21 protein-coding genes and 1 tRNA gene are annotated in these 23,996 nt (G+C 56.3%); 13 read left to right on the top strand and 9 right to left on the bottom strand.

The features are described from left to right. Positions 1–271: 271 nt before the first annotated feature. Positions 272–664 (top strand): hypothetical protein, encoded by a 393-nt coding sequence (locus ACFQUU_RS15845; protein ID WP_382248792.1) that lies wholly within the window; start codon positions 272–274, stop codon positions 662–664. A gap of 134 nt (positions 665–798) precedes the next feature. On the opposite strand, the gene ACFQUU_RS15840 is transcribed toward ACFQUU_RS15845, so the two are convergent. Together ACFQUU_RS15840 and ACFQUU_RS15835 are read right to left on the bottom strand one after the other, a co-directional pair. Then, on the bottom strand, positions 799–1,359 hold the full coding sequence (locus ACFQUU_RS15840; protein WP_382248790.1) for a DedA family protein: 561 nt from the start codon (positions 1,357–1,359) through the stop codon (positions 799–801). Positions 1,360–1,493: 134 nt separating this feature from the next. Further along, positions 1,494–2,438, bottom strand: a complete 945-nt coding sequence (locus tag ACFQUU_RS15835; RefSeq protein ID WP_382248788.1) for an alpha/beta hydrolase — start codon at positions 2,436–2,438, stop codon at positions 1,494–1,496. A 492-nt stretch (positions 2,439–2,930) separates the two neighbouring features. Between ACFQUU_RS15835 and ACFQUU_RS15830 the strand changes: the two genes are divergently transcribed. Beyond that, a tRNA-Thr gene (locus tag ACFQUU_RS15830) sits at positions 2,931–3,006 on the top strand. Between the two features lie 165 nt (positions 3,007–3,171). On the opposite strand, the gene ACFQUU_RS15825 is transcribed toward ACFQUU_RS15830, so the two are convergent. Further along, positions 3,172–4,671, bottom strand: coding sequence for a tripartite tricarboxylate transporter permease (locus ACFQUU_RS15825; RefSeq protein ID WP_382248786.1), 1,500 nt, complete (start codon positions 4,669–4,671; stop codon positions 3,172–3,174). Positions 4,672–4,680: 9 nt separating this feature from the next. Next, complete coding sequence (locus ACFQUU_RS15820; protein ID WP_382248784.1) at positions 4,681–5,142, bottom strand: tripartite tricarboxylate transporter TctB family protein; 462 nt, start codon at positions 5,140–5,142, stop codon at positions 4,681–4,683. 409 nt (positions 5,143–5,551) lie between these two features. Between ACFQUU_RS15820 and ACFQUU_RS15815 the strand changes: the two genes are divergently transcribed. Next, a complete protein-coding gene (locus ACFQUU_RS15815; RefSeq protein ID WP_382248782.1) occupies positions 5,552–6,220 on the top strand; it encodes a response regulator transcription factor in 669 nt (222 codons plus the stop codon). After that, complete coding sequence (locus tag ACFQUU_RS15810; RefSeq protein WP_382248780.1) at positions 6,217–7,578, top strand: sensor histidine kinase; 1,362 nt, start codon at positions 6,217–6,219, stop codon at positions 7,576–7,578. Before ACFQUU_RS15815 ends, ACFQUU_RS15810 begins: the two co-directional genes overlap by 4 nt. 94 nt (positions 7,579–7,672) lie before the next feature. On the opposite strand, the gene ACFQUU_RS15805 is transcribed toward ACFQUU_RS15810, so the two are convergent. The 3 genes from ACFQUU_RS15805 to ACFQUU_RS15795 form a co-directional block, all read right to left on the bottom strand. Next, positions 7,673–9,859: a DUF4142 domain-containing protein gene (locus ACFQUU_RS15805; protein ID WP_382248778.1), complete on the bottom strand. Its 2,187-nt coding sequence runs from the start codon at positions 9,857–9,859 to the stop codon at positions 7,673–7,675. A gap of 299 nt (positions 9,860–10,158) precedes the next feature. Then, entirely contained in the window at positions 10,159–11,313 is a 1,155-nt protein-coding gene (locus tag ACFQUU_RS15800; RefSeq protein ID WP_382248776.1) for a YbfB/YjiJ family MFS transporter, read from the bottom strand. Positions 11,314–11,369: 56 nt separating this feature from the next. Beyond that, positions 11,370–12,257: a LysR substrate-binding domain-containing protein gene (locus tag ACFQUU_RS15795; protein ID WP_382248774.1), complete on the bottom strand. Its 888-nt coding sequence runs from the start codon at positions 12,255–12,257 to the stop codon at positions 11,370–11,372. 126 nt (positions 12,258–12,383) lie between these two features. On the opposite strand from ACFQUU_RS15795, the gene ACFQUU_RS15790 reads away from it, so the two are divergent. The 9 genes from ACFQUU_RS15790 to ACFQUU_RS15750 all read left to right on the top strand — a co-directional run bounded on the left by ACFQUU_RS15790 (position 12,384) and on the right by ACFQUU_RS15750 (position 22,060). After that, the gene (locus tag ACFQUU_RS15790) at positions 12,384–13,445 is read left to right on the top strand and encodes an NAD(P)H-dependent flavin oxidoreductase (protein WP_382248772.1); all 1,062 of its coding nucleotides are present in this window, start codon (positions 12,384–12,386) and stop codon (positions 13,443–13,445) included. A 283-nt stretch (positions 13,446–13,728) separates the two neighbouring features. Further along, complete coding sequence (locus tag ACFQUU_RS15785) at positions 13,729–15,342, top strand: AMP-binding protein (protein WP_382248770.1); 1,614 nt, start codon at positions 13,729–13,731, stop codon at positions 15,340–15,342. A gap of 71 nt (positions 15,343–15,413) precedes the next feature. Then, positions 15,414–17,813 carry a bifunctional salicylyl-CoA 5-hydroxylase/oxidoreductase gene (locus ACFQUU_RS15780; protein ID WP_382248768.1) on the top strand — a complete coding sequence of 800 codons (2,400 nt, stop codon included), beginning with the start codon at positions 15,414–15,416 and terminating at the stop codon, positions 17,811–17,813. After that, positions 17,810–18,595, top strand: coding sequence for an SDR family NAD(P)-dependent oxidoreductase (locus ACFQUU_RS15775; RefSeq protein WP_382248766.1), 786 nt, complete (start codon positions 17,810–17,812; stop codon positions 18,593–18,595). Before ACFQUU_RS15780 ends, ACFQUU_RS15775 begins: the two co-directional genes overlap by 4 nt. Before the next feature lie 8 nt (positions 18,596–18,603). Beyond that, on the top strand, positions 18,604–19,143 hold the full coding sequence (locus ACFQUU_RS15770; RefSeq protein ID WP_382248764.1) for a MarR family winged helix-turn-helix transcriptional regulator: 540 nt from the start codon (positions 18,604–18,606) through the stop codon (positions 19,141–19,143). 1 nt (position 19,144) lies between these two features. Next, a complete protein-coding gene (locus ACFQUU_RS15765) occupies positions 19,145–19,999 on the top strand; it encodes an enoyl-CoA hydratase family protein (protein ID WP_382248762.1) in 855 nt (284 codons plus the stop codon). Between the two features lie 14 nt (positions 20,000–20,013). Then, entirely contained in the window at positions 20,014–21,189 is a 1,176-nt protein-coding gene (locus ACFQUU_RS15760) for an acyl-CoA dehydrogenase family protein (RefSeq protein ID WP_382248760.1), read from the top strand. Next, complete coding sequence (locus ACFQUU_RS15755; RefSeq protein ID WP_382248758.1) at positions 21,186–21,638, top strand: acyl-CoA thioesterase; 453 nt, start codon at positions 21,186–21,188, stop codon at positions 21,636–21,638. Before ACFQUU_RS15760 ends, ACFQUU_RS15755 begins: the two co-directional genes overlap by 4 nt. Before the next feature lie 17 nt (positions 21,639–21,655). Beyond that, entirely contained in the window at positions 21,656–22,060 is a 405-nt protein-coding gene (locus ACFQUU_RS15750; RefSeq protein WP_382248756.1) for a RidA family protein, read from the top strand. A gap of 45 nt (positions 22,061–22,105) precedes the next feature. On the opposite strand, the gene ACFQUU_RS15745 is transcribed toward ACFQUU_RS15750, so the two are convergent. Together ACFQUU_RS15745 and ACFQUU_RS15740 are read right to left on the bottom strand one after the other, a co-directional pair. Further along, positions 22,106–23,143: a zinc-binding dehydrogenase gene (locus tag ACFQUU_RS15745; RefSeq protein WP_382248754.1), complete on the bottom strand. Its 1,038-nt coding sequence runs from the start codon at positions 23,141–23,143 to the stop codon at positions 22,106–22,108. Between the two features lie 81 nt (positions 23,144–23,224). Next, on the bottom strand, positions 23,225–23,926 hold the full coding sequence (locus ACFQUU_RS15740) for an ABC transporter ATP-binding protein (RefSeq protein ID WP_382248752.1): 702 nt from the start codon (positions 23,924–23,926) through the stop codon (positions 23,225–23,227). Positions 23,927–23,996 lie beyond the last annotated feature (70 nt).

The following is a 23,996-nucleotide window of genomic DNA, read 5'->3' as shown; positions in this document are numbered from 1 at the left end:
ATCAGGCCCCTGAATATCTGCTATCACCATTCGGAAGCAGACTATGCCGCTCCATGGTTGTAGTATCTGGTTGTCTCCTCCAACTCTTCTTGAATTGGATTCGCCCGCAACCGAAAGGTCTGCGGGCTTTTTTCTGCGTAATTGGTTTCCTGCGTTTTTCTTGCGACGGACCGGGCGCGAAAATAAGCGACTTCGTGTGCATATGCTTTCAGGCTGATGCAACTTGTCGTCCGGTTGATCGCTCCAACGTACTTTTCTGACAGGGTAACAAGTGGCAAGCAACGGATGTGAAAAGGTGGATGTCTCCCGCGTCCTGATCCAGCGTACAAAAGGTCTTCATTCCAAGGCGCGTGTCTCGTCGATACAGGCCGCCGACATGGTCCTGAAGAACTGGGCCGATGATGGCATGCCGATCGCTGAAGATGATCAGTGCGATGTCCAGGTGATATTTGAAGACGGCTTTCGCTATCGCGGCAAGTTCGGCCTCAAGCGCACCGACAAGCGCATTTCACTGGCACGCCATATTCGGCGACAGCTGACCGCGCTTGCTGCGGCCAAACGCTGCAGCAATGCGTCGACAGCAGGTGAGGAGCCGGTCATCAGCCTGATCGGTACCGATATCGCCGACTCGGCGAGGATCGCGCTGGATCAATACGATATCTGAGCGCGGACGCCCGGGTTCTTGCAGTTAAGTTAGTAAATGCACAAGTGCATTTAGGATCATCGGGCAATCAGGCAGTTTGGCAAATTTGACATGTGCGACGTGCCTTCATCGGCATCTCGTTGGGTCGACTGCCCTTACTGTCCTGGATTCTTTTTACGGTGACGCATGGCATAAGCAATTGTCACGCATAACAGCACCGTCGCCGCAACAGCTGCCTGCGTCACGCCCGAAGTTTCGCCGAGAAACTGCAAGCCGTAGCCGGCACCGAATCCGATCAGCGCGAAAGCCAGCGCCCAAACTACGGCACTCAGCAGATTCAGCATCTGGAAAGGCAAAGTGGCGATACCGCTCATGCCAAAGGCGATCAGCCCGACCATACGCAATCCGTATAAAAAACGCAGCGTCGGGACCAACAGCATATGATGTCGCAGTATCAACTCGTCAATTCTGGATTTTCTCGATTGTAAGGACGGAAAACGTCCTAGCAACGATGCGCCATATTTTCGTCCCGCATAGAAATACGGTTGATCGCCTAAAAAGCTGGCGATCGCAGCAATAACGATAACCGCTGGCAATGTCAGGTGATTGTGATAAGCCGCCAACCCTGCTGCCATGACAATGGCCTCGCCTTCAAGAAAGCTGCCAAGTGCCAGTGCGAAGTAACCGTATTGTTGAATAAAGCCGATTAAACTCATAATTGTCGTCGCTTTCCAAGTTGGCTAGATAGAGCGCGCGCGACTCAGGAAGTTGCATTGTCCGCTTAAACGTAGGAATCATTCGGCTCATTCCGCGGATTTTCTTTCTTTGCAACTTTCCTGAAGTTATTTGCTTAGAGGGCCAGATGGCGGGCAAGTTGCGAAGCGCATAGTTCGACTGCCGCATTAGCCTCATCAATCACCCGGCCCATCGTAATAAAGCCATGAATCTGGCGTTCGAAGCAAATATGCGTTGCCCGATTGCCTGACTCGCTCAGGCGTTGCGAGTACATCAAGCCCTCATCACGCAACGGGTCGTACCCTGCTGTCAGTACAAGTGCCGGCGGCAGGTTAGTCAGGTCAGGATGCAATAACGGCGATGCGCGCCAGTCAAGGTCATGGGCCGCGTCGTCGATGTAATGATCATGGAAATACGTAATCGTATCGCTGGTCAGCAAGTAGCCCTGACCGTTGGTCGTGTGTGACGGAGCGCCGCGGCGCATGTCCGTGGCAGGATAAATCAGCAGCTGGAAGGCGATCCGGACATCGCCCGCGTCGCGCAAGGCAATCGCAACGACAGCGGCGAGATTTCCCCCCGCACTGTCGCCTCCTACGGCAAGCCGCGATGCATCTACGCCCAGCTTATCTGCTTCCTTGTGAATCCAGCGGGTTGCCGCAATGCTGTCGTCCACCGCTGCAGGAAAGCGATGCTCGGGGCCGAGCCGGTAGTCGACGGACACAACTGCGCACTTTGAAGCGTTCGCAAGCTGTCGGCACAAGGAATCATGCGTATCAAGGTCACCGATGACCCACCCTCCGCCATGGAAGTACACCAGCACCGGCAGCGAGCCTTTATTCATGTCGCCGCCAAGCGGTTTATAGAGGCGTAATGGAATTGCTCCATGTGGCCCTTCGGCCTGAAGGTGACGGACTTCCGCAACGTCGGCGGGGTCTGGTTGGGTGAAGCCGCGCCGTTCACGGTAAAAGGTACGTGCATCGGTGACGCTTAGCGTGTGCGTTGCTGGTACGCCGCGTTGTTCAATGAGATCGAGAAGCGCTTTTGCCTGTGGATGCAACATGTTGTCTCCTTAAATTGTCCGCGACTCTGTCGGCGCGTAGAGCTTGCAAGTATAGGACCCGATGGAAAATTCTGCCGGAAACGGGATATATGGTCTTGCGATCCGTCGTTTGCCCCTCGAAGGCATTTGTTTAAAGCCGAGAACAAGTGCTTGCCTGAACGTGCCGCGATGGCAATGTGACTTGCTGCCAGTATGGCGAAAAAAAGCCCACGGATAAGGTTATCGCGGGCTAAGCTTTTTCAAGCAATAGAGGAAACAGAGGAGACAGTCAGGATACTACGCCGCTTCCATTGTGAAAGCCTGACAAGCAGCTGACACTACGCTGACATTGAGGATATATCTTAAAAAGAACTGTCCCTTCAGCAACGGTATGCCGCTTTCGAGGAATATACCTTGGCATCAGCGGAATGCCATCCTCGGGTCAAAGTTGTTTCGCCGTTTGGCAAAGATCAAGAACGGCCAGGAGGATGTAACTAGAATAGTAATCACGATGCCGGCTTAGCTCATCTGGTAGAGCGGTTCAACTGTAATGAACAGGTAGGGGGTTCGAGGCCTTCAGCTGGCACCAGCTATTCAGTAAAAAAGGGTTGCGACTTCCTTGTCGCAACCCTTTTTTATTTCTTGCCGTGCTCGGCGATAGGCAATCTGTCTGTCTTTGCGCAACGCTGGGCCGGGCCATCCGCCATACGGATAAGCCCGGCCATCCGCCATACGGATAAGCCCGGCCGTCACATCACTCCACAAAGGCTTCTTCGCGCTTCCTGCGCAAGGAGGGTAGCAACACCACCGCCATTGCGATCGCCGAGATCACCAGCATGGTGGCACTGATGGGACGCTGCAGGAAGACCATCGGATCGCTACGTGACAGCAGCAAGGCGCGACGCAGATATTCTTCCATCATCGGCCCGATGATAAAGCCCAGCAGCATCGGTGCCGGCTCTGCACCGAGCTTGGCGCAGATGTAGCCGAACAATCCGAAGCCCGCCATCATGAAGACATCGAACTCCGTGTTGGACAGGCTGAATACGCCGATCGTACAGAACACCAGGATACCCGGATACAGGAAGTGGTAAGGCACCATGATCATGCGTACCCATAGCCCGATCATCGGCAGGTTCAGCACGACCAGGAAGAAGTTACCGATCCACATCGAGGCGATGATGCCCCAGAAGAGCGCCGGCTGTTCGGTCATCACCGCCGGTCCCGGCTGGATACCCTGGATGATCATCGCGCCGATCATCAATGCCATCACCGGGTTCGATGGAATCCCCAAGGTCAGCATGGGGATAAAGGAAGTTTGCGCGCCGGCGTTGTTGGCAGCTTCTGGTGCGGCCACGCCTTCAATGGCACCTTTGCCGAACTGGGCAGAATTCTTCGATACCTTTTTCTCGACCGAGTAAGCTGAAAAAGATGCCAGCATTGCGCCGCCGCCTGGCAGAATGCCCAGCGCGGAGCCGAGGACGGTGCCGCGCAGGACTGGGGCAACGATGCGCTTGAAATCATCCTTGTTCGGCATCAGATTGCCGACTTTCATCGACAGCATCGAGCGTGTTTCTTCATTGTCCAGATTGGAGATGATTTCCCCAAGGCCGAACATACCCATGGCAACGACGACGAAGTTAATACCGTCAGCAAGTTGCGGCATATCGAAGGTATAGCGCGGCGTGCCTGAATTGACGTCGGTACCGATCAGACCCAGCAGGAGGCCGAGAATGATCATGCCAATTGCGCGCAGCAGCGAGCCGTGCGCCAGCACTACCGAGGCCACCAGACCCAGTACCATCAGCGAGAAGTATTCGGCAGGGCCAAACTTCAATGCCAGTTCCGCCAGCGGCGGCGCAAACATGGCCAGTAGAAAGGTGGCGACCGTCCCGGCGAAGAAGGAACCGAGAGCAGCCGTCGCCAATGCCTTGCCGGCGTGCCCCTGACGTGCCATCTGGTAACCGTCGATCGCCGTGACTACCGACGAGGATTCTCCCGGCAGGTTGACCAGAATCGCGGTGGTGGAACCGCCGTATTGCGCGCCGTAATAAATGCCCGACAACATGATCAAGGAAGCGATCGGGGGCAGCGAGAAGGTGGCAGGCAATAACATCGCGATGGTTGCCACCGGGCCAAGTCCAGGCAGCACACCGATGGCCGTACCGAGAAACACGCCGATCAGGCAATACAGCAGGTTGTTGAGCGACAGCGCGGTATCGAAACCGAGTGCGAGATGACTGAGGATTTCCATGGCAGCTCCTTAGTATCCAAACCAGGCGCCGAGGATCGGCATCGGCAAGCCAAGGCCAACCACAAAGACCAGCGCGCTGAACACCGCAAGGCCGATTGCCACAGCGAGAAACGGCAGTAAACGGAATTTCCGGCTTGCGAAGCCGCTCAGCATCACCAGGACGATGACAGCGATTACCAGCCCTGCACCGCGGACCAGCAGGCCGAACAGCACGACGGCCAATAGAATTATGAGGAGATTCTTGATCGCGATGCGTTCAATCGGGTCACCGGAGCGGAACATCGACCGGACAACCGAAATGGCGCCAATCACTGCAAGCAATCCGCCGAGAATGGTAGGGAAATAAGCGGGGCCCATTCGACCCGCGGTTCCCATTGCATATTCACGGCCGATCAGCGCTGCGGCAAGGCCGAAGGCAAGAAAAATGACGCCCGACCAGAAATCCTGGGGGTTCCTTATAAAGTTAGGCACACCGGTCTCCAATGTTGTTGATCCTGCCTTCGTTGAGGCGGATATGTTTTAGGATTGCATCGCACAGTTGCACACGATCGTATTAAACCGTTTTAACGAACATGCAAAACCTATCGATTTCCAAACGCCTTTACCTCTCTGTATCTCAATGGGGTTCAGCTTTTGGCACACTACCCGGCGATGCGCTCCTGGGAGCCGCGACTATAAATACCGGGGCTGTCAGCAACCTGAAGAATTCCTGACAATAAGCTGACATCCGGGCAGGCTTCATCACAGAAAATATTTCCTCAAAAGCCCGTTGTGCCTGATTTTCCAATACCATTAGACGCAAGAGAAAACATCATCCAATCCAGAACGCGCTTTGACCGCGCGACGGCAGTACGACGGATGTAACCCAACGTTAACAACAATGCATGTTTTACTGGTAGAAGACGACGCGGTGCTCGCCGACGGCATCTCCCGTATCCTCAAAGGCTACGGGATGGTGGTCGATGTGACGTCGAATGGTTCGGAGGCAGATGCACTACTCAAACGCAGTGAAGTGGCGGTCGTTGTGCTCGACATTGGGCTCCCGGGCATTGATGGTTTTGAAGTTGTCCGCCGCCTCCGGGCGCGGGGTAGCAACGTTCCGGTGCTACTGCTTACCGCGCGCGACGCCATCGAGGATCGGGTAAGGGGGCTTGAACTCGGCGCCGACGATTACCTGGTGAAGCCTTTTGCCGCACCAGAACTGGCCGCACGCATTCGCGCCCTGGTCCGACGCAGCAGTCCACGCCCATCCGAACTGCAATTGATGGGACTGACGCTCGACATGCATGCGAAACGCGCGAGGGTGAACGACAAGGTGATCGAATTGTCGGCGCGTGAGTGGGCAGTGCTTGAATACCTGCTACAGCAGGCAACCCGAGTTGTCTCCAAGGAACAGATTCTGGATGCCATTCTTCCATGGGGTGAAGAACTTACCTTGAATGCGGTCGAGGTATATGTCTCGCGCATCCGTATCAAGATTGCAGGAGCAGGAATCGTTATCCGGACCATACGCGGCTTTGGCTACATGCTCGAAGCGAGCAAGGAATGACTGCCAGCATTCGCGCGGACCTTCTGAAATGGTTGATCGCTCCACTTGTCGTCATCAACCTGGTCGGTGCCTTGCTGATCTATATGCTCGCGTGGTCGCCGGCGCAAGATGCGCTTGATCAGAATCTGGTAGATGCGGTGCATGACCTGCGTGCGCACATCAAGCTTGTCGACGGCAAGATTACGTTGGATCTTTCCGATCAGGCGGAACGCATGTTGCGTGTCAATCAGGCCGATTCGGTGTTTTACGCAGTGCGGGACGTTCGCGGCGTTACCTTGGCCGGAGACACCGATTTCCCGTCGTTTCTTTTCTTCGCTGGTAAAAATAATGAACCGATTGCGTACATGTCCAACTTGCGGAAGCTGCATGTTCGTGTCGTTGCAATGAAAATTGTGATGGCGGGCCAGCCTCTATGGATCGGCGTTGCGGAAACCCTCACGGCGCGGCGACAGATCCAGTCACGTATCCTGTTGGCCTTAATTGGACTGGAAGCTATATTGTTCATCGCATCACTGGCGATCGTATGGTTTGCCGTCACTGAAAGTCTCTTCCCTCTACAAAAAATCCGTACTCGTCTCGACACGCGCCATGTCAATGACCTGACACCGACCGAAGAACACGACATGCCGGCTGAGTTACGTCCATTGGTGCGCGCGATCAATGGTCTGCTGGCGCGCGCGCAGGACGACAGTCGCGCCCGGCAGGCCTTCCTTGCCGACATTGCACATCAGTTGCGTACCCCGCTCGCAGGCTTCAAGACCCAGCTTGAACTGCTGCGCACGAGCCATGGGTTAAACCGGGAAGCAGAACAATCGGCTCAACTCATGACGGACTCGATCGACAGAATGATCCGGCAAACCAATCAATTGTTATCGCTGGCCCGCGCCGAGCCGGGGCAGGTCGAGAACAAGCGTTTCGAGATTGTCGAACTCGACAAATTGATGGCGGAGTCGATTCAACATTTTGTGCAGGAAGCAGACAAGAAAAATATTGATATCGGTTTCGAATTGCAGCCTGCCAAAATCATGGGAGATCGCTTTTTGTTGCGCGATCTGGTTGATAACCTTGTCGACAACGCCGTGCGCTATTGTGACGCCAACGGCAGAATCACGGTGAAGTGTTTTCAGGAGGTCGACATCGTGACAATCTTGGTTGAAGATTCCGGTCCCGGCGTACCAGTGGCGGATCGGGAAAAGATATTCAAGCGCTTCATACGTCTGGACGATAAAACCAGCGGTACAGGACTGGGGCTTGCGATCGTACATGACATTGCGAAAATCCACGATGCCCGTATCGGGATTGAAGATGGACCGGAGGAAAAGGGTACGCGCTTTTCTGTGCACTTCAAGGCGGCGTGATAATTTGATGATCCAAGCTTGCTGAGAGCAATGTACGGGAAAAGCCGCCCGACTTTATGCCGGGCGGCCAGTCCCTGTTTTGCTTGCGGTGGACTTAAGTGCCAGTTGTTGCAGTGTCGGTTGCAGCGGCGCCAGTCGCTGCATCATCCGTTGCAGCGGCATCCGCAGCCGCCCCTGTACCGGAGGCGGCAGTATCGGTATCAGCACTTCCGGTCGCGCCCGCATCAGCCCCAGGTGTAGTGCCCGCATCAGCCCCAGGTGTGGTGCCTGCATCAGCTCCAGGTGTGGCACCTGTATCAGTTTCTGTCGTGCCGGGACCAGTAGTGTCGGTAACATCGGGCGTACCAGTGGAGTCCGGGTCGGTTGTGCTAACTCCAACGCTTGCGCTGATGGTTTGCGATTCCGTAAGGTGTCCCTGCAGGATTGGCAGAGTCGCCTGTGCAAACTGCTTCTGCTCGGGGTCGGTCTCATTCTGCGCACGATTTGTGAACAGGTTGACAGCAGCCGTGTGGGTATCGACATTCGTGGTCATGTAGGCACGATCGAACTCTTCGCCGCTCAGGGGCCAGAGAGTACGGAATGCCAGAATTGCTTCTGCGGGAAGGATTTCTGGCAGCCGGATGTTTTCTTGCGCGGCCAGCGTGGCTACCTGTGCGTTGGCATTGGTATGATCAGCAATCATTTTCTGTGCAAATGAAAGAACCGCCGCGTTAGTTGCCCTAGGAGTGGTTGCTGGATTTTGGGCTTGCCCCTGAGGGGATCCGGTGCCTGTACCAGTGCCTGCACCTGTGCCAGTAGTGGGTGTTCCAGTACCGGGTGCTGTTGTGCCTGTGGTACCGGTCTGTGCAGGCGGCTGCGACGATGTCGCGAGTTTTGCCAGCAGGATTTCAGTGACGTTACTTTGATAGGCCGATACCAGGAACGACGCGCTTAGCGTTTGGTAGAGTTGCTGTGCACGGTCGAAGTGCGTTGTTAGTCGAGGCAAGGACTCTGTTGCCAATGCACGTACTTCAGCATCGGCCCCCGATTGAGACTGGACGGTCGTTGCATTCACATTGGCAAGGTGGACGATGACGTTGTGGCTCATGTACGCCTTGTCGAAGTCGTTGCCGGTCAGCTGCGCAAGGCTGTTCTGCACTATCTGATGTTCGGCCGGCAAGGCGGCTGCGGCATTGTCCGTCGGCAGAGTGATGCCTTTTGCAGTCGCCAAGGTTTTAATCGTATTGTTCAGCGCGGTATGTTCGGTCACCATCATCGTTGCAAACGCCTTCACTTCGGCATTGCTGACCTTTTGCGCAGCGAGTTGGCCCAGCGCGATTTCTGCAAGTCCATCTTCATACGCGGCGAGGATATAGGCAGCGGGATCGATTGAGCCAGTGATTTCCTTAGCCAGCAGCAAATGGGTATTGAGAGCAGGTAACGCGTTCATGGCAAAGGTTTGCGTCTGCGAAGCGATGGTCGGAGTCGGAGTGGCAGTACCCGTCCCCGTTGCCGCACCGGTCGTGTTGCCAGTTGCAGCGCCGGCCCCGGCCGTCGGTGTAGCTGTCAGGCCGCTCGGTGTCGTCGTTCCAGTGCCGGTGGTCGTCCCTGTTCCGGTTGTACCGGTAGCTGTACCAGCTGCATCCGTTGTGGTACCTGCACCGGTCGTGCCTGTAGTGCCGGTTGTTCCGGTAGCACCTGTCCCACTAATCGTGAGAGTCGAATTCAGGTTTGCCTGCTGCCTGAACAGCGACAGATCCTGACGATGGGCACCAAGATTATGTTGCATATATAGCCGGTCAAAATCGGTAGCTTGTGCCGAAGTAAGCGATGTCAGCAAAGCTGCATCCTCAGCGTTTGCGGCTGACGGCAAAGCAATGGCATTGACCTGTGCAAGCTGCGAGAGTGAGGCATTCATTTGTGTATGGTGGTCAATCAGCGTCTGCGCAAAGCGGCGTACGTCTGGATTCGTTGCGCGTTGTAATGCTAATTTCGCAAGCTGCAATTCGCTAACCCCCGATTGGTATACTTCAGAGAGGAAAGAACTGCTTGGATTTGCACTGGCATTCGTATCAGTTGTAGCGGCTGGTGTTGTAGCAGTCGGCGTTGCAGGTGCTGCAGATGCAGCAGGCGTGGTCCCTGTCGTGCTTGGCGGTGCCCCGGTCGTTGTCGTCGAATCCGTGGGGGTGGCGCCGGCGGCTGGAGTGTTAGTTTGCGCATTTGCGACCGTTGCATCATCGTTATTGTCTCCGCCACAAGCTGCAAGGAATGCGGTCAGCACGATAGGTATTACCTTTTTCATTACGAAATCTCCGAGATAGAATCAATCAGGAGGGTTTCGACGGTAAGTGAATGACACATGTTTCAACGAATTAGCTTTCATTCCCCTTCGCTTGGTCTATATCAAACATCTTTGCAATGAGCGAAATCTATCGACGATATCTGGAATCAAGTGACAAATGTGCTACGAGCCGTAGAGCTAAAACAGCAGCTGGAAATTGCTACCTTTATTAGATAACAAGTTATGTTGGTTTAATACAGCTGCACAACGCTGCGTTGAAAGATTTCATAAAGGAAGCCGAAGACGGTATGGCGCCCAGATTATGAATGCGGACGTGCTCTTGCCTTTAACGATATCGCCGCAGCCAACAGGAGCGCGCCGCAGGCCACCCATAACGCGGCATCAAACGTCTGCGTATGCCGGTACAGCGCGTCGGACAAGAGCGGGCCAATGATCTGCCCGATACCGTAGGCGGCAGTCATGACGGCAAAAATATTAAACGACACTACGGTCGCGAGATGTCGCGCAGCGGGCATGGCAATCGTCACGGTACCCATGAAGGTACCGCCAACGAGAAGCGCGCTTAGAAGAAAAGCCAGCGGCGATTTACTAACAATAGGCAGCATTACACCAACCGCCTGGACAATGAGATTAAAGACCAGGGCCCGACGTGTTCCAAAGCGCAATTGAAGCTGGTGCCAAAGAAAACACGATGGCGCTGCTCCCAGGCCGAAGGCGGCCCATATATGTATGGGATCATACATACCGATTGCGTTGCGGACGAACAGGGGGAGATAGGTTGCGGTAATGATGTACCCAAATCCCGCAAGGCCGTATATCGCAATTAATGACCATGGTCCTAGACTTTGCCCACGCGGCAAAGTCGAAGAACCAGATGCCATGGCAGATCTTTGCTGCGTTGTCAGAAAGCGCCACGCAAACGCGCACAGAATGCCGCTCCCTACTGTTAGGCCGAGCCAGAGCATGGAGCTGTGCAGCGTGAGGACATTGCCGATAGCGATCGTTTCAGCGGACATCATGATGCCGACCCCGACGCCCGCATACAGCAATGGTGCACCTTGGGTGTTACCTACGACCTGAAACAGCCATGCGGAAGCGCTTACCATGGCAAGCGCACTGATTATCCCTGCGATCAGTCGTATCGTAATGATGTATGCAGGACCACCATCATGCGCAAGTGCGGCGAGGCAGAGCACGGTGCCAGCGAGCGCTGCCTTGCACAGGAAGGCCGATTTGCCGGGGCCCGTTCTGCTTACCAGCAAGGCTCCGACCAGGTACCCCGCATAATTTGCCGATGCTGCCATCGAGCCCGTGGATACGCTAAGCAAGCCGTCTCGTACCATCAAGGGATACATGCCGGTATAGGCAAAGCGGCCAAAGCCCATGCCTACAGCAAGAATGACTGCGGCTGCCAGTGTCTCCCGCAGGACGACTGGATACTGTAGCGAAGGCATGGGTTGTTCCGGCGAATGCAAGGGATTCTCCTCAACGACCTAACGATGCAGCCAAGTTACGACGCCTGCAAAGTACGTAAAAACTCTTCAAACGCCGGTGTGCGAAATCCTGCGCGAGTGACCAGCAAGGTGTCGACCTGCATCAAGGGGACTACTTGCAATCGCAGTGGCTCGCTGCGCAGATCGAGCACCGACTGCGGTACGATGCCGACGCACGAGCCCGAGACGACACAGGCCAGAATCGCGTGATAGGAGTTAACTGGAAGCACCCTGAGTTTTTGATCGGGGGTTGCGGTGGAGCCGGCGAACCAGTCTTCCGCAATTTCGCGATAGGTACATCCTTGCCCGAACCCCGCAAGAGTCCGTACCTTTATCTTTTCAGGCGCGCTTACCGGCTCGTGGTGTGCCGGGAGCACAAGCATCAACTGTTCGGTATACATGCGTATCCAGTCGAGGCTCTCTTCCTTGACAGTATGGGCAAAGCTGCAGGACGGCAGGGCCGCCGGGTCCGCCACAAGCGCACAGTCAAGGCGGCGATCGCGAACCGCATCAATAAGGTCTTCCGAGGTGCCGGTTGTTATTGAGAGGCTTACTCCCGGCCAGCGCGAGTGGAAAGCTGCAAGAGGCTTCGGAAGCCGCGTCGCGGCGGTGCTCTCCATCGCACCTATCCTGAGAGTGCCTTGCGGCTGTCCGGGATGCAACGACTGCTTTGCCTCATCTGCAAGTGAAAGCAGTTTTTCCGCATAACCAAGAAAACGCTCCCCTTCGGGAGTCAGCAGCATACGCTTGCCCTCGCGCAGGAAAAGTACTGCCCCTAACTCCTCCTCAAGCTGCTTGATGCGCGTCGTTACGTTCGACTGCACACGGTCGAGAAGCTGCGCGGCGCGCGTGACGCTTTTCTCCTGCGCAACGGCACGAAATATTTCGAGGACAGCGAGATCCATCGGGTTTTTAATCTTAAAAAGAGAATGATATGGTTGAAATCATCTTCTTTTGGAATAGAATAGTCAAGCGGGCAGTAAAGAAATTGACTTTAAATTCAGCAAACTCGGAAACCAGAAAGGTGAAGTATGACAAGCGCACTCTTTTCCCAGCTTGGGATTCGTATACCCATCATTCAGGCGCCAATGGCGGGCGTCTCGACCGTCAAACTTGCCGCAGCGGTTTGCGAAGCCGGTGCGCTTGGTTCGGTGCCGCTTGGCACCAACACGGCCGAACAGGCGATGGCCCAGATTGCCGAGATGCGCGAACTGACCGACAAGCCTTTCAACGTGAATGTTTTTTGCCACCGTCCGGCACAATCCGACGCGGAACGCGAGGCACGATGGATCGCGCATTTGAGGCCGCACTTTGACCAGCTGGGAGTTGCTCCACCGGAACGCCTCAAGGAAATTTACAAGAGTTTTGTCGAGGACGAGGCGATGCTGGAGGTTTTCTTGACACAGCGTCCGGCCATTGTGAGCTTTCATTTCGGCCTTCCGCCGCAGCGCTATATCGATGCACTCAAGGCCGCAGGCATTATTCTGATGGCGAGCGCCACAACGCCGGCGGAGGCGAGACTGATTGAGCAGGCCGGCATTGATGTCATCGTGGCGCAGGGGGTAGAAGCCGGCGGGCATCGAGGAGTTTTCGATCCTGAGCAAGGCGATGCTGGTATCGGCACCTTTGCACTGGTGCGCCTGTTGGCCAAATCTTCGACATTGCCGATCGTCGCGGCAGGCGGCATCATGGACGGTCAGGGCATCGCTGCCGCGATGGCCCTGGGGGCAAGTGCGGTACAACTGGGAACGGCCTTCGTGCTCTGTCCCGAATCGTCCGCCAATGCGGTTTATCGCAGCCTGTTCAAAAGCGAGCATGTTCATCGTACCGAACTGACGGATGCCATTTCAGGCAGATCGGCGCGAGGTTTCATGAACCGCTTTATCACCGACATCGGCGCAGACGGCCATCCGCCAATTCCCGATTATCCGATTGCTTATGATGTCGCCAAGGCTTTGACTGCTGCTGCAGCGCAAAAAGGAGTGCAGGGCTTTGCAGTGACGTGGGCCGGGCAGGGCGCGGCGCTGGCACGGGAGTTACCTGCGGCGGACCTGGTTAAGGTGCTTGCGGAAGAGCTTGCCGCGGCGCGGTGATACTGATTCATTGAACGAGGCGGCTCGTCATCGGCGGGCCGCCGAAGTGCGCAGAACCCATCGTTTAATTCTTCGGTGCGCTTCATGATGCGCAAGACGGCAGACGACGCTACGCCGGCTTTCCTTTCTCTTATTCAATACCTTCCGTCATTCTCAAAACTTGGCGCAAAAATCGGTCGCAAATAATCCTTGAAGTTAAAATAGTTTAGGTTTAAAGTAATTTCGCAATGACGCGGCGACACAATCGCTTGCGTTTTCCTGGCCGGTGACCAAAGGAGCGGATATGAATGAGACTGCGCATGTGGACAACTTTGCCAAAGACAATCTCCCTCCGCGTGAACAGTGGCCGAAGCTGGTTTTTGAATTGCCTGAATTGCAGTACCCGCCGAGGTTGAATTGCGCTGTCGAATTGCTCGACAAGATGGTGGCGAATGGCTTTGCCGATAAGCCCGCAGTACGTAACCGCAATATTGACTGGACCTACCGCGAACTACTTGAAAACGCGAACCGCATTGCCGCCGTATTACAGGATGACATGAAGCTGGTTCCCGGTAATCGCGTGCTGTTGCGCGGGGCAAACCATCCCATGCTGGCGGCAGCGATACTCGGCGTCTGGAAGGCTGGTTGCATCGCCGTACCCACCATGCCTCTGCTGCGCGCGAAGGAACTGTCTGTCATCCTCGACAAGGCGCAAGTTGGCGCCGCGTTATGCGCATCCGAGCTCAAGGAAGAAATGGAGCTTGCGAGAGAGCAGTCGCCTGTGCTGCGTCAGGTCATGTACTACGGCGGCACGCAGGGTGCGCTGGAGCAGGCGATGGGATCCAAGTCCGGCGTTTTCCGGTCCGTTGACACTTCCGCCGAAGATGTTTGCCTGATCGGGTTTACGTCGGGTACCACAGGCAAGCCAAAGGGTACGATGCATTTTCATCGGGACATCCTCGCAGTCTGCGATTGCTTTCCGCGTTCTACGTTGCAATCAAGCGCAGACGATGTCTTTATCGGCACGCCACCACTGGCGTTCACGTTCGGTCTCGGCGGTCTTCTGTTATTTCCGCTGCGTATCGGTGCGTCAACCATCATGCTGGAGAAGCTGACCCCGGAAACTTTGATGCAGGCGATCCAGGAATTCAGGCCGACAGTATGCTTTACCGCGCCCACCTTTTATCGGCAGATGGCGCCGCTCGCGTCGAAGTACGATATTTGCAGCCTGAAGAAAACCGTATCCGCCGGCGAAGCCTTGCCCACGGCCACGCGGGATGCCTGGAAACGCGCAACGGGAATCTCCATGATAGACGGCATCGGCGCGACGGAAATGCTGCATATCTTTATTTCCGCCGCCGGCGATGCCGTCCGGCCAGGTGCGACCGGCAAGCCCATTCCCGGATATCGTGCGTGTATTCTGGATGACAACAACCATCCCGTTGGCCCAGGTGTCGTTGGCCGACTGGCCGTCATGGGGCCGACCGGTTGCCGTTATCTTGCGGACCCGCGGCAGGCCGATTATGTGCATGACGGCTGGAACCTGACCGGGGATGCATTCGAGATGGATGCCGATGGTTATTTCTGGTACCGCGCCCGTACCGATGACATGATCATCTCCGCCGGCTATAACATTGCCGGTCCGGAAGTCGAGGACGCCTTGCTTAAACATGAAGCCGTTGCGGAATGCGCGGTGATCGGCGTGCCGGACGACGAACGCGGACAGATCGTCAAGGCGTTTGTCGTGCTGAAGCCGGGTATCGCGCCGGACGATGCGACAACGACACAGCTACAGGCGTTCGTCAAGCAGAGTATCGCTCCTTACAAATATCCCCGCGCAATTGAATACCGCGATTCACTGCCGCGCACGGAAACCGGCAAGTTGCAGCGGTTTAAGTTACGTGAGCAAGCGGTGTAAGAGAGCAGCCAGATAAATTTGACGACGCAGCAAAAAAGTCAGAAAAAAGTCAGCAAGGAACGAGGCAAGCAATGAAGATAGTATGTATAGGCGGAGGCCCCGCCGGTTTGTATTTCGGCCTGCTGATGAAGAAGCGGAATCCCGCGCACGATATCACCATCATTGAACGCAACCGACCCTACGACACCTTTGGCTGGGGTGTCGTTTTTTCCGATCAGACGCTGGGTAACCTGAGCGTGGCCGATGAAGAAACGGCACGCACCATCCTGCAGTCCTTCAATCACTGGGACGACATCGATGTGCACATCAAGGGCAAGACCGTGACGTCGGGCGGTCATGGCTTTTGCGGCATCGGGCGCAAGCGGCTACTCAATATCTTGCAGGAACGCTGCGAACAGCTTGGCGTCAAGCTCGTATTCGAAACCGATGTCGTTGACGATCAGAAGATCGCGGCAGAATATGATGCCGACCTTGTTATTGCCAGTGACGGACTGAACAGTCGCATCCGGACCCGTTATGCGGACACCTACCAGCCCGACATTGACATGCGCAATTGCCGCTTTGTCTGGTTAGGCACCAAAAAGATGTTCGATGCCTTCACCTTTGCATTTGAAGAAACCGAACATGGTTGGTTCCAGGCGCATATTTATCAGTTTGACGGCGACACCTCGACTTTCATCATCGAGGCGCCGGAAGAAACCTGGCAAAAAGCCGGCATCGACAAGATGAGCCAGGAGGAAGGCATTGCGTATTGCGAAAAGCTATTCGCCCGCTATCTCGACGGCTATCCTTTGCTTAGCAACGCCAAGCATTTGCGTGGTGCGGCTATCTGGATCAAATTCCCGCGCGTGATCTGCAAGGCATGGGTGCACTGGAACCGGATCGGTGCAAAGAAAGTTCCCGTCGTACTGATGGGCGATGCCGCCCATACCGCACATTTTTCGATCGGATCAGGAACCAAGCTTGCCCTCGAAGATGCGATCGAGCTGGCGCGCTGCTTCGACACACACGGGAAGGATGGCATGGAGAAGGTGCTGGATGCGTACCAGGAGCTGCGTTCGGTTGAGGTGCTCAAGATTCAGAGTGCGGCGCGCAATTCCATGGAATGGTTTGAAAACGTGCAGCGCTATGCTTATCTGGAACCTGAACAACTTGCGTATTCCATGCTGACGCGCAGCCAGCGCATCTCCCACGAAAACCTGCGGCTGCGCGATCCGGACTATGTGCAGCGTTATGAGCAGTTGATTGCCGAGCGTTCGTTCGCGCAGGCAGGACTTCCCATGCCGTATAACGGTAAGCAAACGCCTCCTCCAATGCTGACGCCGTTCAGGCTGCGCGGGACCGTACTGAAGAACCGTATCGTTGTGTCACCCATGGCGCAATACTCCGCCGTGAACGGAACGGTCGGTGATTACCATCTCGTGCATCTCGGCAGCCGGGGGATGGGCGGTGCCGGCATGGTGTTTGCGGAAATGACTTGCGTATCCGCCGATGCGCGTATCACGCCGGGTTGTCCGGGCTTGTATGCGCCCGAGCATGTCACTGCATGGAAGCGTATCGTCGACTTTGTCCATACCAATACCGATGCAAAAATTGCAATCCAGTTAGGGCATGCCGGTCCCAAAGGTTCGACGCGCTGCGCATGGGATGGTATCGACCTGCCGCTTGAATCCGGTAACTGGCCATTGGTGGCTGCCTCCGAGATGCAATATCTGGATGGTGTTTCCCAGGTCGCCCGCGCGGCGACACGCGATGACATGGAACGCATCCAGGCTGATTTCGTCATGGCGGCCCGTGCCGCTGCGGAAGCGGGCTTCGACTGGCTGGAACTGCATTGCGCGCACGGCTACTTGTTGTCGAGTTTTATTTCACCACTGACCAATCGACGCGAGGACGCGTATGGAGGCTCGCTAGAAAACCGTTGTCGTTATCCATTGCAAGTATTTGCCGCCATCCGCGAAGTATGGCCGCAAGACAAGCCGATCAGTGTGCGCATTTCGGCGCATGACTGGGTCGAAGGCGGCATCACGCCAGACGATGCTGTGGAGATCGCGCGCTTGTTCAAGCAGGCCGGTACCGACATGATCGACTGTTCGTCCGGCCAGGTCAGTAAAAAGGAGCAGCCCGTGTATGGCCGGATGTTCCAGACGCCCTTTGCCGACCGGGTACGCAATGAAGCACGCATTCCCACTATTGCCGTTGGTGCGATCTACGAAGCCGACCATGCCAACAGTATCATCGCCGCTGGCCGTGCCGACTTGTGCGCGATTGCACGACCGCATCTGGCCAATCCAGCCTGGACCCTGAATGAAGCGGCAAAGATCGGCTATCACGACATGGCCTGGCCGAAACAGTACCGCCCGGCCAAGGTGCAGCTTGAGCGCAATATTGAACGTGACAGGCAGATGGCGGCTGCCAATAGCGGTCTCTCCCCGCAGCAGATCGCTGCTCGCCTCATGGAGGGATCATGAGCGAGATGAGACAGCCACTGGAAGGCCGGCATGCGCTGGTGACCGGCGGAGGCAGAGGCATCGGCGCGGCGATTGCGAAAGCGCTGCTTGAACAGGGCGCGAAGCTGACCTTGCTCGGCCGCAGTGAGGCGACACTTGCCGATACTGCTCGTTCGCTCGCTGCTTCAGGCGATGTGCATTACTTCATGGCGGATGTTTCAGATCCGGCATCAATTACGCAAGCCTTCAGCCGAGCGACCTTAAAGCATGGTGAAGTCAGTATCCTTGTCAACAATGCGGGTCAGGCAAGTTCCGCTCCCTTTTTGAAAACGGACAGTGAACTCTGGAACCAGATGCTGTCAGTCAACCTGAATGGGACCTTCCACTGCACGCAGGCCGCCTTGCCCGGCATGCTGCGTGCGGGTTGGGGCAGGGTAGTTAACCTCGCGAGCACGGCCGGACTGACCGGCTACGCGTATGTCTCCGCCTATTGCGCGGCAAAGCATGGCGTGATCGGTTTGACGCGCGCACTGGCGCTCGAACTTGCGACCAAGGGCATCACCGTTAATGCCGTCTGTCCGGGCTATACCGATACCGATATCGTCAAGGAGACGATCGCAAACATCGTCAGCAAGACCGGCCGCAGCGCGGATGCCGCACAGGCCGAACTGACTGCCGGAAATCCACAGAAGCGGCTTGTTACCCCGGAAGAGGTAGCCGCGACAGTCGCCTGGCTTTGTCTGCCACAGTCAGCCGCGATGAACGGACAAGCCATCGCCGTTGCCGGCGGCGAAGTCATGTAAGGAACAACATGCCACGCAAGCCCATCAATGCCGCCGATGAAGTACCCGAACAGGAATCGGCGCAGGTTTTCGATATGGAAAGCCGTCTCGGCAAGGACCATCATCAGTCCCTGCGCGTCTGGTTACGCATGCTGTCCTGTACCGTGCTGATCGAAGATCAAATCCGGTCACGGCTGCGCAATGAATTCGGCATTACCTTGCCGCGCTTCGATCTCATGGCGCAGCTGGAACGCCATCCCGAAGGATTACGTATGGGCGAGCTGTCCAAGCGCATGATGGTCACCGGCGGCAATATCACCGGCATCACCGATCAGCTTGAACAGGAAAAGCTTGTGGTACGCGTACCAGACCCCAATGATCGCCGTGCCTACAGCGTAAAACTGACCGCTGCGGGCAGACGAGCATTTGAGCGCATGGCATCGGTCCATGAAGGATGGATAGACGAATTGCTGGGCGGACTTTCCAATGCCGAGAAAAGCAAGCTGACCGAATTGCTGTCCAAAGTCAAACAACATCTGAACGGTCCGATGACCGACAACGAGGAATAACATGCGCTATTTACCGGGAGAACCACAGCAGTTGCCAGGCAATCGCCAGGGTCTTGCAAACTACGAAGCCAGGCATTTCCATTTTTCTGTCAAGGATTGCGTCGCCACACTGACATTGAACCGGCCGGAGCGCAAGAATCCGCTGACCTTCGATTCCTATGCCGAACTGCGTGACCTGTTCCGCGCACTAGCCTATGCGGACGATGTGAACGCGGTGGTCGTCACCGGCGCGGGTGACAATTTCTGTTCCGGCGGTGATGTCCATGAAATCATCGGCCCGCTCACCAAACTCGACATGCCCGGCTTGCTGGCATTCACCCGCATGACCGGTGATGTGGTCAAGGCCATGCGCGCCTGTCCGCAACCCGTCATTGCCGCGATCGATGGCGTCTGTGCGGGCGCCGGCGCGATTCTCGCCTTAGCTTCCGATATTCGTTTTGGTACGGCGCGCAGCAAGACTGCCTTCCTCTTCACGCGGGTTGGTCTTGCCGGGTGCGATATGGGCGCCTGTGCCATCCTGCCAAGGATCATCGGCCAGGGCAGGGCATCGGAGCTGTTATATACCGGTCGTGCCATGAATGGCGAAGAAGCAGAACGCTGGGGATTCTTCAATCGACTGAGCACGCCGGAAACGGTACTCGCCGACGCCCAGCAGTTCGCAGCCGATCTGGTCCGCGGTCCCACCTTTGCGCACGGGATGACCAAGAAGATGCTGCAGCAGGAATGGAACATGGGAGTCGATGAAGCAATTGAAGCGGAAGCGCAGGCACAGGCCATCTGCATGATGACCAATGACTTCCATCGGGCGTACCACGCCTTCGTTGCCAAACAAAGGCCGACCTTTGAAGGCGATTAAAAAAAGGAGCAGCAATGGCGGATAAAAGCTATCTCGACTGGCCATTCATGGCCGCGCAGCACAGGGAACTGGAAGCGGCGCTCGACCGCTGGGCCAGTGAAAGCATCAGCCAGGAGCATGGCACCGATGTCGATGCCGCTTGCCGTCATCTGGTTCGCCAGCTTGGCGAAGCCGGATGGTTGCGACATGCGATTGGTGGTACACGCTACGGTGGCGCGCTGGATGTTATCGATACCCGGGCTATATGCCTGATCCGCGAAACGCTCGCTCGCCATTCCGGCCTCGCCGATTTTGCCTTTGCCATGCAAGGCTTGGGTTCGGGCGCTATTACGCTGTTCGGGTCGGAAGACCAGAAAGAACGTTACCTCACCCGTGTCGCAGAAGGTGAAGCAATTGCGGCGTTCGCGTTATCGGAACCGGAAGCCGGGTCCGATGTCGCCGCCATGCAGTGTGTCGCCGTGGAAGACGGGCAAGGTTACGTCCTCAACGGCGAAAAGACATGGATTTCCAATGGCGGCATCGCTGATTTTTATGTTGTGTTTGCGCGCACCGGCGAAGCGCCGGGCGCACGCGGTATTTCAGCCTTTGTTGTCGATGCCGATACACCTGGCTTCGAGATTGCGGAGCGGATCAATGTCATTGCGCCCCATCCGTTGGCGCGGTTGCGCTTTGCCAATTGCCGCGTTCCGGCTTCATGTAGGCTGGGGCAACAGGGACAGGGTTTCAAGGTCGCGATGGCAACACTGGATATTTTCCGCACGTCGGTTGCCGCCGCTGCGCTCGGCTTTGCGCGGCGTGCCATGGACGAGGCGCTCGCGCGTGCAAGGTCACGAAAAATGTTTGGTCAGTCCTTGTCGGATTTTCAGCTGACACAAGCCAAACTCGCCCAGATGGCAACCGGCATTGATGCATCGGCTTTACTGACCTATCGCGCCGCATGGCAGCGCGATCAGGGGCAAAAAGTCACCAGAGAAGCCGCGATGGCAAAGATGACCGCGACGGAGACGGCGCAGCAGGTGATCGATGCGGCGGTACAACTGTTTGGCGGACTTGGGGTGGTGAGCGAGCAGCCGGTGGAACGCCTTTATCGTGAAATCCGGTCGCTGCGTATTTATGAAGGCGCGACCGAAGTGCAACAGCTCATTATCGCGCGTGAGTTGCTGCGCGATGCGGCAGGATCCAAAACATGAACCCGGGCAGCGGCCGGGTTTTTGCCACGCGTATTCCAGTACGCTTTGGAGATTGCGACCCGGCTGGAATCGTGTTTTATCCGCGCTATTTTGAGATGATCAACGGCCTCGTCGAAGACTGGTGCGGGCAAGCGCTAAGTACCAGCTTTCATGACATGCATCTGCGCGACGGCTGGGGCTTGCCGACCGTGCATCTGGAAACGGATTTTCTTGCGCCGAGTGAATTAGGCGAAAACCTGCAGGCTGAGTTACGGGTGGAAAAGATGGGCGGTGCGTCGCTTCATCTTGCAATCCGCCTGCTGGGACCGGACAATGCCGAGCGCGTACGCGCAAAGGTCGTGTTGGTAGCTATGGATCTGAAGGAGCGGCGGGCGATACCAATGCCGCGCGAATTTGCGATCCGTGCCAACACATACTGCGGTACCGATACGGCTGAGCCGACGAATTGACAACGAAAGGAATAAGTATGGAAATCCTGCAACCGCCGGACTGGATGCGCCCCAAAGGTTACTCAAACGGCATCGCGGCGAAAGGCACCATGGTGTTTGTCAGCGGGATGATCGGCTGGGACAAGGAGTGCCAGTTCCGCACCAGCGACTTTGCGGGCCAGGTAAGGCAGGCTTTGCAAAACGTGGTCGATGTATTGCGGGAAGCGAATGCGCTGCCGGAACACATTGTCCGCATGACCTGGTATGTGGTCGACAAGCAGGAGTATGTATCGGCTTACAAGGAAATCGGCGATGCCTATCGTGACATCATTGGAAAACACTATCCGGCAATGACGGCGGTGCAAGTCGTGGCATTGGTCGAGGACAAGGCGCGCGTGGAGATTGAAGTGACCGCGGTGGTGCCTGACGGACGGAATGATTAGGTGCGGGCCAACACGGCGCGGCAACCGATTGACGTCGATGCCTTCTTAGTGATCTGCGATGTTGATCGCTACCTTGCCAAACTGGCGCCCGGAATCCAGATGGTCCAGCGCCGCATGCACATCGTCCAGCGTATATCGCGCCGAAATGATCGGTCGCAGCGAGGTCTTGTCGGCAAAGTTGATCAGGTTGCGAAACTCATTGAAGTTGCCAAGCGTTGAACCAATAATCTGCAACTGTCGGATGAAGATGCGACGGATATCCGCCGGCGGCTGGTCGCCGGTGGTTGCGCCGCAAGTCACAAGGCGTCCCCCACGCACCAGCGATTTCATCGCGCTCGACCAGACGGCTTGACCTACGTTTTCAATTACCACGTCGACACCGCGTCCGGCGGTAATTTCCATCACCCTCTTCGCAACGTCCTGTGCCGCGCTGTTGATGACATGATCCGCGCCGACAGTAGTGGCACTTTTCAGCTTCTCGTCATCCCGCGATGTAACGATCACGGTTGCACCGGTCAGTTTTGCCAACTGCAACGCGGCCAGCGATACGCCGCCGCCGACACCGAAGATCAGGACGGTTTCCCAGGGCTTCAGCTGAGCCCGGGTGAACAGCATGCGCCATGCAGTCAGATAGGTGACACCGAGCGACGCTGCCTCATCCGGAGCAAGCTTGTCGGGCATCGGGAATACATTGGCAGCAGGTACCGAGACGTACTCCGCCAGTGTGCCGTCGCGATGTTCTCCCAGATAGCTCACCTTGGTGCATAGGACGATATCACCGCGTTGGCAGAATTCACAGCGTCCGCAGACGACAGCGGGGTGGACCAGGACGCGCTGGCCGACAGACAGAATTTTTTCGCTCGCATCCATCTCTTCCACCACACCCATGCCGTCCAGGCCCATGATCTGTGGCAGGCGGTGTGTAATTCCTGCACCACTGTCACGCATGTAAAGATCGACCCGATTCAGAGTGGCAGCGTGGAGCTTTACCAGCACTTCGCCAGGTTGGCGTGCGGGATCGGGGCGGTTGCCGATTTCAACGACTTCGTTGCCGCCGTGGCCGGTGATATAAGCTGCTTTCATGTTGGCCCTCTGTTAGTGCCCATGCAGTGAATGCTCATGTGCTTGACAAGGTGGTTCGGCACTGAACGACCAAAGTCACCGTCATACGCCAAGATATTTCATTAGCAGTTCAGGAGACTGCATGAGCTCGCTCGACTCCCCTTGCAAAACGATCTTGCCCTTTTCCAGCAGGACTGCCGAATCAGTGTGTTCGAGCACCGCACGATAATTGCGATCGACGATCAACGTGCTGATGCCGGTCTCGCGGATGGTGGAAATCACTTTCCATATTTCCTGTACGATCAGTGGCGCCAGCCCCTCGGTTGCTTCATCAAGAATCATCAGATCCGGGTTGGTCATCAGTGCACGACCGATCGACAACATCTGCTGCTCGCCGCCGGAAAGTTGCTGCCCACCATGGTCAAGACGCTCCTTGAGGCGCGGGAAGGTTTCGAGTACGCGTTCATAGGTCCAGTCGTTCCGGCCATCGGGGCCGGCACGGGCACTCATGAGCAGGTTTTCTCGTACGGACAGGTTGGGAAAAATGCCGCGTCCTTCAGGTACATAGCCAATCCCGAGGCGTGCCATTTTCTCTGGTGGCTGTCCGCCGACCGGCTTGCCTTGCCATGACACTTTTCCGCTCGCGGCAGGGACATAACCCATCAGCGAACGGATCAGGGTTGTCTTCCCCATACCGTTACGTCCGAGCAGGCCGACCGCTTTGCCGCGAGGTATGTGCAGGTCCACACCATGCAGAATGTGACTGTCACCGTAGTAGGTATTGAGTGATGTAATCTGAAGCACAGCTGTCCCGATAAGTTATACCCACCCTCACCCCCGACGCGATTCCATGTTGCGTTATGGGGAATAGATG

The organism is Herbaspirillum sp. GCM10030257 (genome assembly GCF_042666555.1).
In the GTDB taxonomy this organism is placed as follows: Bacteria; Pseudomonadota; Gammaproteobacteria; order Burkholderiales; family Burkholderiaceae_D; genus Noviherbaspirillum.
Note: the sequence above shows the minus strand (reverse complement) of the source record. Positions and strands in the feature narration are given on the sequence as shown.

Excerpts from the sequence above, each read along its gene's own strand:
- ACFQUU_RS15840 (WP_382248790.1), bottom strand. The coding sequence starts at position 1,359 with ATGAGTTTAATCGGCTTTATTCAACAATACGGTTACTTCGCACTGGCA.
- ACFQUU_RS15750 (WP_382248756.1), top strand. The coding sequence starts at position 21,656 with ATGGAAATCCTGCAACCGCCGGACTGGATGCGCCCCAAAGGTTACTCA.
- ACFQUU_RS15835 (WP_382248788.1), bottom strand. The coding sequence starts at position 2,438 with ATGTTGCATCCACAGGCAAAAGCGCTTCTCGATCTCATTGAACAACGC.
- ACFQUU_RS15795 (WP_382248774.1), bottom strand. The coding sequence starts at position 12,257 with ATGGATCTCGCTGTCCTCGAAATATTTCGTGCCGTTGCGCAGGAGAAA.
- ACFQUU_RS15790 (WP_382248772.1), top strand. The coding sequence starts at position 12,384 with ATGACAAGCGCACTCTTTTCCCAGCTTGGGATTCGTATACCCATCATT.
- ACFQUU_RS15805 (WP_382248778.1), bottom strand. The coding sequence starts at position 9,859 with ATGAAAAAGGTAATACCTATCGTGCTGACCGCATTCCTTGCAGCTTGT.
- ACFQUU_RS15765 (WP_382248762.1), top strand. The coding sequence starts at position 19,145 with ATGCGCTATTTACCGGGAGAACCACAGCAGTTGCCAGGCAATCGCCAG.
- ACFQUU_RS15800 (WP_382248776.1), bottom strand. The coding sequence starts at position 11,313 with ATGCCTTCGCTACAGTATCCAGTCGTCCTGCGGGAGACACTGGCAGCC.
- ACFQUU_RS15785 (WP_382248770.1), top strand. The coding sequence starts at position 13,729 with ATGAATGAGACTGCGCATGTGGACAACTTTGCCAAAGACAATCTCCCT.
- ACFQUU_RS15775 (WP_382248766.1), top strand. The coding sequence starts at position 17,810 with ATGAGCGAGATGAGACAGCCACTGGAAGGCCGGCATGCGCTGGTGACC.
- ACFQUU_RS15780 (WP_382248768.1), top strand. The coding sequence starts at position 15,414 with ATGAAGATAGTATGTATAGGCGGAGGCCCCGCCGGTTTGTATTTCGGC.
- ACFQUU_RS15745 (WP_382248754.1), bottom strand. The coding sequence starts at position 23,143 with ATGAAAGCAGCTTATATCACCGGCCACGGCGGCAACGAAGTCGTTGAA.
- ACFQUU_RS15770 (WP_382248764.1), top strand. The coding sequence starts at position 18,604 with ATGCCACGCAAGCCCATCAATGCCGCCGATGAAGTACCCGAACAGGAA.
- ACFQUU_RS15815 (WP_382248782.1), top strand. The coding sequence starts at position 5,552 with ATGCATGTTTTACTGGTAGAAGACGACGCGGTGCTCGCCGACGGCATC.
- ACFQUU_RS15760 (WP_382248760.1), top strand. The coding sequence starts at position 20,014 with ATGGCGGATAAAAGCTATCTCGACTGGCCATTCATGGCCGCGCAGCAC.
- ACFQUU_RS15810 (WP_382248780.1), top strand. The coding sequence starts at position 6,217 with ATGACTGCCAGCATTCGCGCGGACCTTCTGAAATGGTTGATCGCTCCA.
- ACFQUU_RS15755 (WP_382248758.1), top strand. The coding sequence starts at position 21,186 with ATGAACCCGGGCAGCGGCCGGGTTTTTGCCACGCGTATTCCAGTACGC.
- ACFQUU_RS15825 (WP_382248786.1), bottom strand. The coding sequence starts at position 4,671 with ATGGAAATCCTCAGTCATCTCGCACTCGGTTTCGATACCGCGCTGTCG.